Genomic DNA, 14954 nt, shown 5'->3' with positions numbered 1-14954 from the left:
ACCGAGGTTGAGGGGCACCTTCAGCAGCTCGCCACCGCCGGGGCGATCTGCCGCTACACCGGCTGCGACGGACGCAAGTACTTCCACTACCCGACCTGGCGCAACCACCAGAAGATCGACAAGCCCAGCCTGTCCCGGCTGCCCGCCTGCCCGCACTGCGAGCCGGAGCGGTGCGGCGTCTGCAAGGGCCCCTGCATTCAGCGGGCCGCTCTCGCCCGTACCCCGGGAACCGCAGCCGAGGACGTCGCGAACGCTCCCCGACCTTTCGCCGAAACCTCGGCGAACACTCCCACAGCCCTCCTGCAGCCGAACGAGCCCATCCCGGCGCCCGACCCGCAGACGATTCTGGGTGCCGCGGAAGCGGTCGCCCCGGTGATCGACGCCGAGCGCAAGTCGGTTCCGGCTCCCCGGAAAACCGCAGGTCAAGCGGCGTTCGGCGAAGCCTCCCCGAAGGTTCGCCGAACCCTCCCGGAGTCCTCAGCGCCTGGATCTAGGATCTTGGATCTTCCTTCCCTACGGGGCGCCAGGCGTCCGACGCGGACACCGTCTCGGCCGGTCGGCTGGTCGGCGAGTACGTCGCCGCCTGTGTCGAGCGCCCGCCGGGCAGCGTGCTCGGCCACCTCGGCAAGGTCGTCAAGGCCCTGCTGGACGAGGGCATCGCCGCCGACCATGTCCGCGCCGGGCTGCGGCGGTTCGCCGAGATCCAGGGCCACCCCTCCCGGCTGCCGAGCCTGGTCAACGACGCCATGAACGCACGAAGCACCGGTTTGGCGCGGCCGGGAATCCGGCCTAACGTGCCCGCCCACCAGGCGTGGACCAACCCGGTCGACGCTGCCGTCGCCTACGCCGAGGAGCTGTGATGCGCACCCGCCGCGACCCGCAGACCCTCGCCGACGCGCCCTCGGTGCTCGACCGGATGGCCCGCATCCTCGCCGCCCGGGGCATCGACCAGGACACGGTCGACGCCCTCCCCAACGAGGTGGAGCCCTACTCGGCGGAGGCTGCCCTGTCTGCCGGGCTGCCGCCGCGCTACCGTGACGCGCTCGCCACGAACCCGCAGGTCCTCACCTGGGCGCGGCAGGTCGCCGCCCAGGCCGCTGCCCCGAGCCTGGGCGCACGACGCCAAGTCACCACCGGCCCCAGCCTGCTGATGGCCGGGGTCGTCGGCGCCGGGAAGACCCACGAGGCGTACGGTGCCGTGCGCGCCCTCGTGCAGGCCGGCATCGGGGTGCGCTGGCGCGCCACCACCGCCGCCGACCTCTACGCCCAGCTGCGGCCCAGCTCGGACACCGACGCCGAGCGGGTCCTCACCGCCTACAGCCGGGTGCCGCTGCTGATCCTCGACGACCTCGGCGCGGCCAAGACCTCCGAGTTCGTCGAGGAACAGACCTACCGGCTGATTAACCGCCGCTACAACCACATGCGCCCGACCCTGATCACCACGAACCTGCCGATCAGGGACCTCAAGGCCCACCTCGGTGACCGCGTCACCTCCCGGCTCGCCCAGATGACCACCCGGGTCGAGTTCGAGCCGGTCGACCGCAGACGCCTCCAGCGCGCCGCCTGACGACCGCAGTGCCCGGCCGCCCCACGGCGAGCCGCCCGACTTCACCGACCCAGCGCACCTCTCCGCCGACGCCGACCTCGCGCGCGGAGAGCGATCGGAGCAACCCGCATGACCACCACGACCACCCCTGCCCGCCACCGCACCCTCGGCGACCACACCTGGCAGGACCAGGCTGTCTGCACCCCGACCGAGTACAACCTGATCGACCCGGAAACCTTCTTTCCCGGGCCGGAGGACGCCGACAAGATCGCCACCGCGAAGGCGCTGTGCGCCCAGTGCCCGGTCGCCCGCGTCTGCCTGGACGCCGCCCTCGAAACCGGCGACACCCACGGCATCCGGGGCGGCCTCACCGAAGAGGAACGCGAACCCCTGCACGCCAAGATCAACGACCGCCTCGACTACAGCCGCGTCAACGCGGTGCTGGCCGGACGCGACATCTCCGTCACCAAGGCGGAGCGCCGCGCGATCGTCCTCGCTGGGTACCGCCAGGACGTCCCGGTCGAGCGCCTCGCCTGGCTCCTCAAGATCAGCCCGGAGCACGCCCTCAAGCTCTACCGCGAGACCCGCCGCACGATCCGCCACCGGCAGATCGCCGAGCAAGCCGCCGCCCGCGCCGCCTCGACCGGCCACGCCGCCACCAGCACCGAGCAGCTGAACCGCGACGACTTCGGGACGGCCGCATGAGCACCACGATCGCAACCACCCCGACCGCCGCCCACGCCACCGGCTGGGACCGCGCCGTCGTCATCGCCCTCGGCGCCTCCGGCTGCGCGCTGAGCTTCTCCGCCCTTCAGCAGATGGCCGGCGCCATCCACGTCCGGGGCTTCCTCACCTACCTCTTCCCGATCATCGTCGACGGCTTCATCGCCTACGGGGTCCGCGCCCTGCTGGTCCTGCGCACCGCACCGCTGCGGGCCCGGATCTACGTGTGGACGCTCTTCGGTGCGGCCACGGGCACAAGCCTGTGGGCCAACGCCCTGCATGCCGTCCGGCTCAACGAGCAGGACAATGCAGCCGGTGGACTTCGGCTGGGCGACACGGTGGTCGCGGTGCTGTCCACCATCGCCCCGCTCGCCCTGGCCGGCGCCGTCCACCTCTACATCCTCATCGCCCGAGGGACGGTCAGCCCCGCTGGGCTGGTCGGTCACGGTGACCGACCGGCTGAGGCCGCCCTCGGTCAGGCCGCCCCCGCCGTCGGTCAGGCCACTGCGGAGGAAGCCGGACTGACCGGCCTGCCGGTGGCGCCGACCGCCGGTCAGAACAGCGCCGGTCACTCCGTCTTCGGTCAGCCGGTCAGCCACCAGGTCACTTCCCCAGTCACCGCCACGGCGCCGCAGCCGCCGCTGACCCCGGTCAGCCTGATCAAGCCCTCTGACCCGGGCGGTCACCCGGACACCGACCGGTCGGTCACCAACCGACCGGCGGTCAAGCCGCCGGTTACCACCGCGCGGGTCAGCCCCAGCGAGGCCACCGGTCAGCCGGTCACGGCCCCGCCCGCCGCCCCGCCGGTCACTGACCGGGACAGTGACCGCCGCCCTGACCCGGACACCGAGGACCTGCTGAAGATCGCCCGGCAGGCGGTCAGGGAGGAGGACAAGCTGACCCGCAAGGTGGTCGCCGAGGCGATCCGCGGTCAGCAGATCCCCCTGTCCAGCGACACCCTGACCCGCCTGATGGCCCAGCTCCGCGCCCAGCACGGTCAGCCGATCACCGCGGACCGGAACTGACCGACCCCAGACCGCCGGGGTGACCGACCAGGTCACCCCGGCGGTCACCTGCCCGCACCACCACCAGGGAGCACCCCACCATGCGCACCACCCCCGCCACCTGGGTCGAGGCGGACTCCTGGCTCGCTGTCCTCACCCAGCGCGGCCACCTCCACCGCGTCGAAACCGGCCCGGACGATGCCCGCAGCATCCAACGCGGCCGGCACTCCCGCCCCTGGACCCTCCACCACCCCGTCCTCGCCCTCGACTTCGTCGAAGACCTCCTCCTCGACATCCGCCAGCGCGACAGTGAGGCCAGCCGGTGACCGCCCCCAATCAGGACGGCACCACAGTCGGACCGGTCAGTGACCGTGATCAGGCTCCTGGCGGAGCAAGTTGTGGGGTAAGGAGTCCTTACCCCGCCCCCGCCCCGGAGGGGGCGGAGGCTCCCCGGTCGGGGGGCGACCCCCGGGGGGCGGCCCCCCCCCGGGGGGCCCGCCCCCCGGTTGCGACGAAAGGGGGAGAAGCAGCAGAGCCCGCCGACCGACGACGCCGTCCGCGTTGCGCCGCGCCGCCGCCTGCGCCAAAGCATGCCGCGTACCAATCGCATCTGCCCCCGCTTCAGCGACCCCGAGTGGTCCCTCCTCCAGCGCGCCGCCGCCCGAGCCGACCTCGCCCCCGGCGGCTACACCGCAGCCGCAGCCGTGGCCGCCGCCGACGGCGACGACCCCAGCGCCGCCGTCGCCGACTACCGGCGCGGCATCCAGGAACTCATGGAGTCCAACCGCCAGCTCGGCGCCGTCGGCAACAACCTCAACCAGCTCGCCCACTACGTGAACGCCGGCGCCCAGCCGGGCGCCGACCTGCGCCGACTCCTGGCCCGCGTCGAAGCCTCCATCGACGCCGTCGACGAGGCCGTCGATTGGCTCATCCGCCGGTGATCCCCAAGATCCGCACCGGCACCGACCGCGCCTTCCCCCTCATCGACTACCTCTTCGGACCCGGCAAACACGAGGAACACACCCACCAGCACCTCGTCGCCTCCTGGAACGGCTTCGCACCCGACCCGGGCCCCAACCCCGAACGGCACCAGGTCGCCAAGCTCGCCAACCAGCTCGACCAGCCCGTCAAGGCCCTCGGCAAGCAGGCCCCGGCCACCAGGATCTGGCACTGCTCCGTCCGCACAGCCCCCGGCGACCGGCACCTCGACGACGCCGAGTGGGCCACCATCGCCCGCCGCATCGTCCAGGCCACCGGCATCGCCCCCGAAGGCGACACCGCCGCCTGCCGCTGGGTCGCCGTCCGCCACGCACCCGACCACATCCACATCGCCGCGACCCTCGTGCGCCAGGACGGCCGCCTGGCCGGCCTCTCCTTCGACCGCCGCAAGGCCCAGGCCGAAGCCCGCCTCATCGAGAAGGAGTACGGCCTGCGCCAGCTCAACCCGGGCGACGGCACCGCCGCCAAGAACCCCACCAGCCAGGAGCACTTCAAGGCCGAACGAACCGGCCGCATCGAAACCCCACGCGAAACCCTTCGCGAAGCCGTCCGCCAGGCCGTCGCCGGAGCCGCCACCGAGGAGGAGTTCGTCACCCGCCTCCGCGAAGCCGGCCTCCGGGTCAAGCTGCGCCACGCGCCCTCCGGCGACACCCTCGGCTACAACGTCGCCCTGCCCGGTGACCGCAACGCCCGTGGGGAGCCCATCTGGTTCCCCGGATCCAAACTCGCCCCCGACCTCTCCCTCCCCAAGATCCGCCGCCGCCTCGACGCCGCACCCGCCACCGGCGCTCCCGCGCCGGACGACCACACCGCCCGCGCCGGGCGCTCCGCTCCCGCGCACTGCCGCCGGGACGCCGCCGGTGTCGTCGAGCGCGCCGCCGCCGTCCTCGACCAGGACGACGACGAGGCCGCCGCCCACCTCGTCGGCGCCGGGGAGATCCTCGACGCCCTCGCCCAGACCTCCCCGGCCGCCACCCGGGCCGAACTCCGAGAAGCCGCCCGCGCCTTCGAACGCGCCACCCGCAGCCACGTCCGCGCCGAGAACGCCGACATCCGCGCCCTGCGCTCCGCCGCCCGCGGAATCGTCCACGCTGGCAGCGCGCTCGGTCGGGGCGAGGACGGCGGCGCCACTGCTATGGTCCTGTCCACCTTCGTGCTGGTCACCCTGGCCGCCGCCCGCTGGCACTCCGCCCGGGGCCACGCCCAGCAGGCCGCCGCTTCCCGCCAGGCCGCCGACCACCTGCGCTCCGCCTACCAGCAGGCCGCAGCCACCCCCATGCGCACCATGCGCGAGATCGGCCGCGTCCTCCCGAAGGGCGAGCGCCTTCGTCACGACACCACCATCCGCACCGTCCTCGGCAGCACCGGCAACCCGAAGGGGCCGGTGCCCGAGCACGACGCCCTGGCCGCCGTCCTCGCGGAAGCCGAGAAGGCCGGCCACGACCCCAAGGCCCTCCTGGAGAAGGCAGCCGACCGGCGGGAGCTGGAAACCGCCCGCAACACCACCGACGTCCTCGTCTGGCGCATCCGCCGCCTCGCCGACCTGCCCGCCCACCCCGAACACCCCCACGTCCGCACGGCTGCCGGCGCCCGTGCCCGGACCGCGCCGGCCCAGGCCCGCCCCGCGCAGCCGACACCGCCCCAGCCCCCGGCTGGCCCGCACCGCCCGGCACCACGCCGCTGACCCCGAAATCCCTCGACACCCGGTCCCACCAGGTGTTACGCAAGTACCCGAGCACCGCGAACGGAGAGCCCGTGACCAGAACCACCGAGCACACCAACACCGCCCCGACCTCGATCATCAGCCAGGCCCCAGCCGCCTCCGACCCGCTCCTGCAGCTGGAGTACGAGACCCAGCCGCCCAGCGGACCCGAGACCGTCCGTCTCGCGCAGTGCCCCTCCGAACTGGCGCTGCGCGGCATCCCGGTGACCTGCACCAGCTGCCGCGCGCGCCGCGACTGGCTGCTGATCAACCACCGCCGCCACGTCTGGATCGGCTGTCGCTGCGGGGCGGAGTGGCTGGAGCCGGAGATCACCCGGCGGGACTTCGACGCCATGATCGCGGACCCGACCTGGACGCGGTACGGCAGCCTCACCGAGGCCCGAATCGCTCTGGGGTTCGACGGCATGTTTGCCGGGCTGTACCTGGAGTAACGAGCGGTACTGCATCCGGTGCAACATCTCGCGCGCGCTGCACACGGCCTGGAGCTGCGGCTCTCCGGGGAACCGGTTGAGGTTGGTTCCCCGTTTGGCGCCCCGGCGAAGGCGGCCGTCCCGGACCTGGCGATGTTGCATCGGATGCAGCTCGGAACGGATATGCCGGACCGGTCCAGGGTGGCCCGGGGTCTCGAAGTCCGGTGCTAGCTTGGTTCGTGATGGATCAGGAAGGTGCGACGTAGCGCGGGGTGCGGCGTACGAGCGTGGTGGTGCCTGTGGGGCTGGTGTAGGTGCTGACCCTGTCGCCGTACTCGCCCAGTCTGGTGGCTTCGTGCGTCTTGTAGGCGAGCGCGTCGCTGATGCCGAGGTCTCGCAGCGCGACCAGCACTCGATGGATGTCTTCTTTGTCGTTGCAGTCTTCGGTGAAGATGACTACAGGTCGGCGGGTGGGGTCTCCGTCGAAGGGGTTTCCGAGCGTGGCGACCTTGGCGATTGGTCCCAACTTGCCTTCATGCACAGCCTTTTCGACCAGCTGCCAGCCGGCATCGAGCGCTCGAAGGGGCAGGAACCAGAGCCACTTTCCGTACGGTTTCGCGGACGGCCTGCCGCTCGGAAAGGCTCCACCGCCAACGGTGGCCCAGAGCCACGGGTCGCTGGTGATGGCCGAAGGGCGGGCTCGGTGGCGTCGATGGGCCGTGCGAGTGATGTGTGCGTGCACGAACGCAGCCTATGCCGTGGAACCCCTTATTCGTGTTCCATCTTGTGCGTGTGGCGCTGACGGAATGTGACGACGTACGGGTTCGCCGGGAGCAGGCATTGACCGCCTGCTGCCTGGCAGTAGCGGCTGAGACTGACGCCGGGCTGGAGAGCGTACGGCGGGCAGCCATGCTGATGGACTGCCTCGGTGTGCTGCGTGCTGCCCACCTGTCAGGCCGGGTAGTGCAGTTGGGGATGAGGGAGTTCCGCCGGGGTCTGCACGGCCCGCTTGCTCAGCTTCTGCCGCCGCCGGGCGACGTCGATGACCGGTTCGGTGGCTTGAGGCTGTTGGATGATGCCGGGTTGGTCCGTGACGCACTGGAGGATCTGTGCCGGGAGCATCTTGTTCCGCAGGCGGCGCTGGACCGGCACTGGTCCTGGGCGCGGGTGAGGGCGGAGCAGGAGGAGCGGCGCCTGTACGAGGTGATGCGTCGGCTGGAACCGGAGGAGTACCGGCAGGCGCGGGCCCTTCTGGCTGAGTGCCCGGCCGGGCCGCTGAGAACGTTGCGCAAGCGGTGGGATCGGTTGTGGATGCGCTTCGACTTCTTCGAGGCGGTCAGCGACTGGCCGTGGTGTCAGCTGGAGGGCTGGTGGTACCCGTGCCCGAAGTGCCGGTGGCCGATGCGGGTGGTGGAGACCGGCCAGGAGGTAGAGGTGCGTTGCGAGGCGCACCGTGCCCGGGGCGTGCACTACCGCCTGTCCCTGGAACGGGGTGGGCACGGGGTGGCACCGATCCTGCTGGGAACGGGCAGGGCATCGGAGCCGGTAGTCGGTCTTCCCGCCAGCGTGGATCACCTGGCGCTCAGCCGTCCGGTGTGGCGGTACGGGGTGCTGCCCACCCTGCTGGAGATCGAACTGCGTGACCGGTTGAAAGGCCAGGCCCACGTACAGGTGGAGATGTGGCCGGGCGAACCGCGTCCCGACGAATACGACTTGAGGATCACGGTCGCGGTGCCCGGACGGCCGAACCGGACCTGGCGGGTGGACGCCAAGGACTGGGCGTCGGCCGACGCTCTCGCCAAGGCGCTGCTGGAACGCGAGCCGACGCGCTATGCGCTCTATATCGTCCTGCCTGACCACCAGGCCCACGAGGTGGCGTATCTCAACACTCGGCTGACCGGGCGGAGGACGAAGGTACTCACGCTCACCCGCCTCGTCGAGCAGGTCAAGCGGGCTGCCAGGGAGACCCGGTGAGGGACAGGGCCGAGGAGGAGTGGGAGCTGCGGAAGCTGGCGCTGGCCATTCCACTGGCGTTGGCGGACGAGTACTTCGGATTCGTGGACCCGAAGGGGCAGCGGATTGTCCCGCTGGACCAAGCGCACGTCTTCGCTGCCGCGCGTACCGATCTGTGGGATCGCTGGACTCAAGTGCCCCGCCAGGTAAGGCAGATGGCGGGCACCTACTGGCACGTGCGGCCTCCCGCGCTGGCCGACCGGAAGGAATTCGAACAGCTCGCGTGTTGGTGGGCCTGCCAGCCGGACAGCTTCTACCGGATGCCGGAAGGTGTAGACCCGCGCAAGGCGACCCACCTGCTCGTTGCCCACGCGCAGCGACCGCTGGAGCTCGCGCGGGGCCTGCTGCGCGAGGCGGAGTCGATCTACTACAGCAGCCGCGGTCCGCAGCCCGTAGCGACCGCCGGGATGTGGGCTTTCGGCAAGGACTCCGTCGTCACGATTCCGGAAGGGGAGGGCGAGGACGGCATCACACCACTACGAGTACGCACCTCCCCGTACCGGGAGGAGGTCGTCCTGTCGCGCCGCCGGATGCTTAGGGCGGTGGGCCGACAGGTGGCCGCGAACGCGCGCAACAGCTGGAAGCCCGGACTGATGGGCCGGTTCTTCGGACGGCTGCTGGACCTGGACGACCGCAAGGTCACCCGGCTGCGGATGCCCGCAGGCAAGGTCACGCTCGTCAACGCGCCGACCGGAGTCGGGAAGACCGTTCTGCTCAGGGCCGCAGCGCCCCTGCTGGCCCAGAACCGGACCGGGCCGGTTGCGGTCGTCGTCGGCCAGATCCACGAGAGCCTGAGCAACGCCGAGCACATGCGCGAAGCCGAGGGCGAACTCACCCGACATGCCCTCGACGAACAGATCCGGCGTGACGACGACCTCGTGCGCAAGACCGCCGCCGAGTTCGCCCTCGCCCACCCCACGCTGAAGGTCGTGCCGCTGGTCTCCGGCTCCCGGCTGGCCGAGCAGGCCGGCCGGGCCCTGGTTCAGGGCCGCGAGCAACGGTTCGAGGAACTGGCCTACGGCTGCGACCTGTCGACATGGCTCACAGACGGGGAGCCGGTGCGGCGCGGAGCCGAGCCATGCCTGTCCCTGAGGCCAGCCGATGCCGCAGACGACCGCGAGGGACCGAGCCCCGCACACGCCTGCCCGCGGCTGGGCGTCTGCGGCAAGTACGCGTTGATCCGCGAGGCCGTGGATGCGGACGTGATCGTCACCAACCACCACAACCTGCTGGTCGGGGCAGTGCCGGTACCCGTGGAGACCGACAACGGCGTGCTCGACCGCATCAGCCTCCTGGAGTTTGTGATGCGCCGGTGCCAGCTGCTGCTGGTCGACGAAGTCGACCGGATGCAGCAGAGCTGGTGCGAGATGGGCACGGACGAGTTCACCCTGGCCAGCCGGGGATCCCATAGATCGTCGCTGCTGGTGGAGGTCGACCGGCAGCGCGAGGTCCTCGACGCGGCCAGCGACCGGCGCCTGGTCCCCGTTCTGTTCAAGGCCCGCAGCCTGGGCGAGCAGTTCCTCAACTACGTCCTGGAAGGCGACCTGTGGCTGGACCCCGCCGAGCACGATGACGACGACCGGCTGAACTCCGGCTGGCACGTGCCCGGAGCCTGGGACCGGTGGCTGCTCGACAAACTGCTGCACGTGGACGTCACCCAGCCGATCGACCAGGACGTCTACCGCGACTTCCGCAAGATCTTTCCCGACCGGAGGAAAAAAAGAGCAACCCCCCACCGCCCCGCTACGCCGACCTGGCCGCGCTGCTGGACAAGGCCGTCAGCCGCGACGCCAGCCGCGACGTCCTGCCTCTGGCGAAGACTCAGATCGACAGAGCGCTGGGCAAGCTGGGAGTCCCCAAGCACGAGCGCCGCGAGATCACCAACGCTCTGCTGGTGCGTGCCTGGCTCGGCAGCCTGAGCCAAGCCCTGCGCCACCTCAAAGCCGCCCTGGCCGGCATGGGGCGCCGGGAGCAGATGACGGCCGGTCGGGACCTCGCCAAAGCCCTGGGGACATTCAGCCGCAACCCCGCACTGCCCTTCGGGCCGCTGGGCTACCAGCTGATCGGCTTCAAGGTCGAGAAGGACCAGCGCGGCGGCGGGCGCCTGTCCGTGCAGGCCCTCAGCGGCGACCCCCACACGAGCACCGTCCAACTTGGCGGAACCATCGCCCTGGCCACCGCCGGAGTGGAACGCAGCGTCCTGGCCCTGTCCGCGACCGCGTACTTCCCCGGCGCCGCCAAGGAACACCTGCACACGCTGCCCGCCTACGTGATGACCGACGCAACACCCGGGTCGGTCACCGCCCTGCCCGGCAACGTCTCCGACACCCCCAACGGCTGGAACCCCATCGCCATCGGCGGCCAGGACCAGGCCAGCAAGCCGGCCCGGCTCCGCGACCTCGGCGCCCGCCTCTGGACAGACCGCCTCTCAGAACACCTGAGGTACCTGGAGAACCACGAACCCGACCGGGCCCGCGCGATGGTCGTCTCCAACGCCTACAGCCAGGCCATGGTCCTCGCCACCGGCATCGCCGACGTGATCCCCGACCCGTCCTGGATCGCCGTGGTGGTCAAAAAGAAGAACACGCCGCCCGGCGGCGTCGCCCCGCCCCCGGGCGTGATCATGATCACCGTCGACCAACTCGAAGACCTCCCCTTCACCCACCCCAACGTCAAGGTGATCTGCGCACCGATGCGCCTGGTCGCCCGCGCCCTGAACATCCTCGTCCCCGGCACCGACCGCTCCGCCCTCGCCTCGGTCTGGGTCGCCACCCGGCCCCCCGCTGACCTCCACTCCCCGACGTCGATGTACGCCAGCATCGGCGCCGCCGGCACCGCCGCCAGCCGCGCCGGCCCCGACCCCGCCCGCATGCTCGCCAACCAGAGCCGCGCCGCCCACAAACGCCTGTACCAACTCCTCGGCGCCAGCCCGATGCTCTCCCGCCTCCCCAAGTTCCTGAAGATCGAAGTCCTCGCAGGGATCCTCGTCGACATGATCCAGCTCGCCGGACGCGCCCGCCGAGGCGGCACCCCCGTACAGCTCTACCTCGTCGACAACGCCTTCTTCGCCACCCACTTCGGCACCGACTACCCCTCCCTGCTGCGCGCCTACTACGACCAACTCACCAAAGACCAGCAGCACCAACTGCGCCGCACCTACGGCTCCACCCTCACCGCCTGGCTCGACCTCGCCCACTCCACCGACCAGCCCCACCTGGTCCACGTCCCCCTGCCCCGCGCCACCACGGCAGAGTTCGAAAGATCCTGATGAGCACCCAGACCCGGCTGTCCCTGCTTGCCTCTCACACCGACGAGAAGCTCCTCGGCACCACCTACCTCTACCCCCTGCCCGACAAGATCGACAAAGCATGGCCAGCCCTGCGGCAGATGTACCGCGGAATCACCGGATCCAAGGGAAACCTGCCCTACGCGGGACTGCTCACCGTCCTTCGCGCCACCGGCTACACCTGCGCGGCCCTTTACCCCCAGAGCAAGGAACACCCGCCGAAGTACCTGGCCACCAGCCGCCCCATCGACCGTGACGACCTCCACGACGCGATCGTCCTGTGGGAACAGGCACTACTGCAGACCGAACGCGACCGCTTCTCCTTCGCCTACCAGAGCGAGATCGCCGACCTGATCGCCGGCACCGCCCCCGAAGAGACCCTGCTGTGGGAACACTTCACCCCCACCGGCGGCTGCATCGACGCCCCCGACTGGGCGTGGAGGGCAGCCAGCTGGGCCGTCGCCAGCAAGCTCGCCGCCGAGCCCTGGCAGATCGACGGCAAGACCGTCCGCTTCCGCCCCGACCTGGACCGCAACCTCCTGGTTTGGGACACCGACCTACTGTGGACGAACACTTGGGGCGCCGCGTACGGCGACAAGGACACTGACACCACCGGCGAGGAAATCCCGGAGTGGAAGACCCGCACCCACTGCGCAGCCCTACACCTGAAGGTAGCCGCCAAGTCCTACCCCGGCCTGAACGTTCCCGTCGCCGCCATCGAGCCGGTCGTCTCCCGCCTGAGCAACACCCTCCGCAGCGCCCGCACCGGCTGGTTCGCCCCCCGTGCCGCAGACGGCCCCCTCCTCAAGCTCGCCTTCGGTGGCCGCGGCGACCACACCCACGTCGACCACACCACACGCCTCGCCCTGGACGCCTGGACCCGCCTGCACGGCGAAGACGTCTTCCCGCGCGCCGCCGACGAAACCGACTTCCTCGCCCCCAGTGCCTGCGACCTCACCGGACCACCCGGCAACCTGCGCGCCCTCATCCCCTTCTCCGGCACGTACTCCATCGGCAAGGGCGACGGCATGCACTCCAGACGCGAACTCGCCCGCTACGCCAGCGCCACCCTCGACCAACCGCTACTGCAAGCCGAACAGGTCGCCGGACGCGCCTTCGGTAGCCGACGCAGCACCGACCAAGGCCGCGACAGCGTCCTGCTCGACGACCCCCGCCTGGGCGAGATCCTCCTCACCGCCGGCCGCGAACGCCTGCGGATCCTCGTCCTCTACCGCCACCAGGACGAGCGCACCCGCATGCAGCGCTTGCTCGCCTACCACTACAACCGCCCCGACCTCGCCGCCACCGGCATGCCCGAGGGCACGCCGGTTCCGCTGAACGACCACGTCGAGGCGTTCCTGCAACCCGCAGACGACCTCCTCCGACACGGTGACCACCACAAGCAGCGCCCCGCCCTGGCCCGGCAACTCCAAGGACTCGATGCCTCCGAAGGCACCAGGCTGCTCGCCCTGTGCGAGACCGAGTACGACGCCAAGGCATGGGGCCGCCAGCGCCGCGAATCCCGCAAGACCGACTCGACGGTCATCGACCCCTACGAGCTCGACGCCAAGCCCCACGCCGTCCGCGAACTGGCCAGCCTCGGAGTCCTCACCCAATTCCTCACCCCCCACAAGTCCGGACGGCGCAACCCCCGCAAGAAGGAACGCGAGATCACCACCGATCTCGACCTGCTCGGACGTGAACTCGAAGGCGACCACCGCGGCCACATGGCCATCGCCGACCTCCACCGCTCCGCCGGTCTGATCCACCCCCGCCTGACCGACGCCCTGACCTTCGGCCCCAACGGGATCAAGGAACCGCTCGTCCACGTCGGCTTGCACCTGCGCCAACAGCTCGGCGACCGGCGCGGCCCCGCCACCGAGCAGCCGCGCCTCATCTGGACCCTCGTCGCACTCGTGCCCGGTCCTGACGGACTGTGGCAGTCCCTTGCCTACCTGCCCAACGGGGACTCCCCGGGCGGCCTCTGGCTCGACTACGCCACCGCCAACACGCGCCACCGCGCGCGCCGCCTACCCGAGGGCCGCCGCAGGGACGCGCAACTTCCCCGTTCCATCGACAGGGCACTGTGGGAACTCGGCCTCTTCGCCCACGCCGCCACCGGCTACAACGTCTACATCTCCGGCGACCAGGCCCGTAGCATCTGGCCGCTACTGGCCAACCGCCACCACGGCCGGACCCCCGAACTCGACGGCACCCTCGACAAGCGGCCTGCCCTGCCGGGCTTCACCCTCCCTATCGATCAGCGCCCACGAGCTGTCCTCCGCGTCACCGCAGGTAACGAGCACATCGCGACACCCGCCATCATCGAACGGCTGGAGCGAACAGGCGAGGGAGACGCCGAATTCCACGAGCGTAAGCTCTCCACCGGAATCTTCCGGATGAACGGCACCACCCACAACTTCATCCTGTGCAACGTGCCCGAGCAGTACAAGGGAGGCTCTCGCCACGCCCGTGCCGGAGAGAAGTACTCCCGCTGGGCCAGCACCTCGGCAGAGGAGCAGGCCGAGACTTGGTACAGCCACACCGCCACGGAGATCAGCGTCCTCCATCTTCCCCATGGCCACGACCCCGTCACCTACGCCGTGGCCGCCGCTCGCCTGTGTGACCACGCCCTCCACTGGAACTACCGCACCCGCTACCCGGCACCCATCCACCTCGGCATTCAGATGGACCAGGACCATTGGGAGTATCGCCGGACCGTCGACGCTGACTCAGGGGCCGAGGACTGAGGTACCGACCAACGAGAGCGCGGAAGGAATACAACACGCCGGAATAGGTACTCACCACCGGGATAGGCAGGAAACGCGAAGGGACCGCCACCCGGTGTCGGGCGGCGGTCCCTTGCGCTTGGTCAGCGCTCCGGCGTCGGAGGAGGTGTCAGTGAGGGGAGCCGGCCGGAGACGGTCAGCTGGTGGAGGCTGAGCCGGACGGCGGCCGGGCGCAGGCCGAGGCTGTCGGCCAGCGTCTCGGGTGCGAGGCCGGGGGGCCTGCTGAAGGTGTTCGAGGACGGCGCGGTCGGTCCGCTCGTCGGCCGCGCGCATCGTGGTAGGCGCCGAGCGCGCCGCCGGCGAGGGCGAACAGACCGATGGTGCACACCGCGTAGGCGTCGGCCAGGGCGGCCGGGACGGCGGTGGCGGCGCCCAGGGCGGCGAGGGCGCAGCAGGGGATGAGCGCGCCGGGGCGGCGGATCGGGCGTCGGTCATCGGCGGGCAGTCCTTCCTGGGGCTGG

Annotated in this window: 13 protein-coding genes; 12 read left to right on the top strand and 1 reads right to left on the bottom strand. The window is 70.9% G+C overall.

What is annotated here, in order from left to right:
* The first annotated feature begins 608 nt into the window (after positions 1-608).
* From ACIQI7_RS22355 to ACIQI7_RS22320, 8 genes are all read left to right on the top strand, one after another.
* Positions 609-860 carry a hypothetical protein gene (locus ACIQI7_RS22355; protein ID WP_401112690.1) on the top strand — a complete coding sequence of 84 codons (252 nt, stop codon included), beginning with the start codon at positions 609-611 and terminating at the stop codon, positions 858-860.
* Complete coding sequence (locus ACIQI7_RS22350) at positions 860-1567, top strand: ATP-binding protein (protein WP_401112688.1); 708 nt, start codon at positions 860-862, stop codon at positions 1565-1567. The genes ACIQI7_RS22355 and ACIQI7_RS22350 overlap by 1 nt, the downstream gene beginning before the upstream one ends.
* A 108-nt stretch (positions 1568-1675) precedes the next feature.
* Entirely contained in the window at positions 1676-2251 is a 576-nt protein-coding gene (locus ACIQI7_RS22345) for a WhiB family transcriptional regulator (protein WP_401112686.1), read from the top strand.
* Positions 2248-3294: a DUF2637 domain-containing protein gene (locus tag ACIQI7_RS22340; RefSeq protein WP_401112684.1), complete on the top strand. Its 1047-nt coding sequence runs from the start codon at positions 2248-2250 to the stop codon at positions 3292-3294. Before ACIQI7_RS22345 ends, ACIQI7_RS22340 begins: the two co-directional genes overlap by 4 nt.
* An 80-nt stretch (positions 3295-3374) precedes the next feature.
* Positions 3375-3599, top strand: coding sequence for a hypothetical protein (locus tag ACIQI7_RS22335; protein ID WP_401112682.1), 225 nt, complete (start codon positions 3375-3377; stop codon positions 3597-3599).
* 264 nt (positions 3600-3863) lie between these two features.
* The gene (locus ACIQI7_RS22330) at positions 3864-4214 is read left to right on the top strand and encodes a MobC family plasmid mobilization relaxosome protein (RefSeq protein WP_401112680.1); all 351 of its coding nucleotides are present in this window, start codon (positions 3864-3866) and stop codon (positions 4212-4214) included.
* Positions 4211-5956 (top strand): relaxase/mobilization nuclease domain-containing protein, encoded by a 1746-nt coding sequence (locus ACIQI7_RS22325; RefSeq protein ID WP_401112679.1) that lies wholly within the window; start codon positions 4211-4213, stop codon positions 5954-5956. The genes ACIQI7_RS22330 and ACIQI7_RS22325 overlap by 4 nt, the downstream gene beginning before the upstream one ends.
* Positions 5957-6027: 71 nt before the next feature.
* Complete coding sequence (locus ACIQI7_RS22320) at positions 6028-6426, top strand: hypothetical protein (RefSeq protein ID WP_401112678.1); 399 nt, start codon at positions 6028-6030, stop codon at positions 6424-6426.
* Between the two features lie 226 nt (positions 6427-6652).
* On the opposite strand, the gene ACIQI7_RS22315 is transcribed toward ACIQI7_RS22320, so the two are convergent.
* Positions 6653-7147 (bottom strand): putative phosphothreonine lyase domain-containg protein, encoded by a 495-nt coding sequence (locus ACIQI7_RS22315; protein ID WP_401112676.1) that lies wholly within the window; start codon positions 7145-7147, stop codon positions 6653-6655.
* 50 nt (positions 7148-7197) lie between these two features.
* On the opposite strand from ACIQI7_RS22315, the gene ACIQI7_RS22310 reads away from it, so the two are divergent.
* Genes ACIQI7_RS22310 through ACIQI7_RS22295 form a run of 4 tightly spaced genes read left to right on the top strand, consistent with a single transcriptional unit; the run spans position 7198 to position 14454 of the window.
* Entirely contained in the window at positions 7198-8379 is a 1182-nt protein-coding gene (locus ACIQI7_RS22310; protein ID WP_401112675.1) for a hypothetical protein, read from the top strand.
* Positions 8376-10337 (top strand): hypothetical protein, encoded by a 1962-nt coding sequence (locus ACIQI7_RS22305; RefSeq protein ID WP_401112673.1) that lies wholly within the window; start codon positions 8376-8378, stop codon positions 10335-10337. Before ACIQI7_RS22310 ends, ACIQI7_RS22305 begins: the two co-directional genes overlap by 4 nt.
* Positions 10313-11686 (top strand): hypothetical protein, encoded by a 1374-nt coding sequence (locus tag ACIQI7_RS22300; RefSeq protein WP_401112671.1) that lies wholly within the window; start codon positions 10313-10315, stop codon positions 11684-11686. The genes ACIQI7_RS22305 and ACIQI7_RS22300 overlap by 25 nt, the downstream gene beginning before the upstream one ends.
* A complete protein-coding gene (locus ACIQI7_RS22295) occupies positions 11686-14454 on the top strand; it encodes an RNaseH domain-containing protein (protein WP_401112669.1) in 2769 nt (922 codons plus the stop codon). The genes ACIQI7_RS22300 and ACIQI7_RS22295 overlap by 1 nt, the downstream gene beginning before the upstream one ends.
* Positions 14455-14954: the final 500 nt, after the last annotated feature.

The sequence above is a fragment of the Kitasatospora sp. NPDC092039 genome (genome assembly GCF_044756065.1).
Taxonomy (GTDB): Bacteria; Actinomycetota; Actinomycetes; order Streptomycetales; family Streptomycetaceae; genus Kitasatospora.
This window is presented reverse-complemented; position numbering and strand designations above follow the sequence as displayed.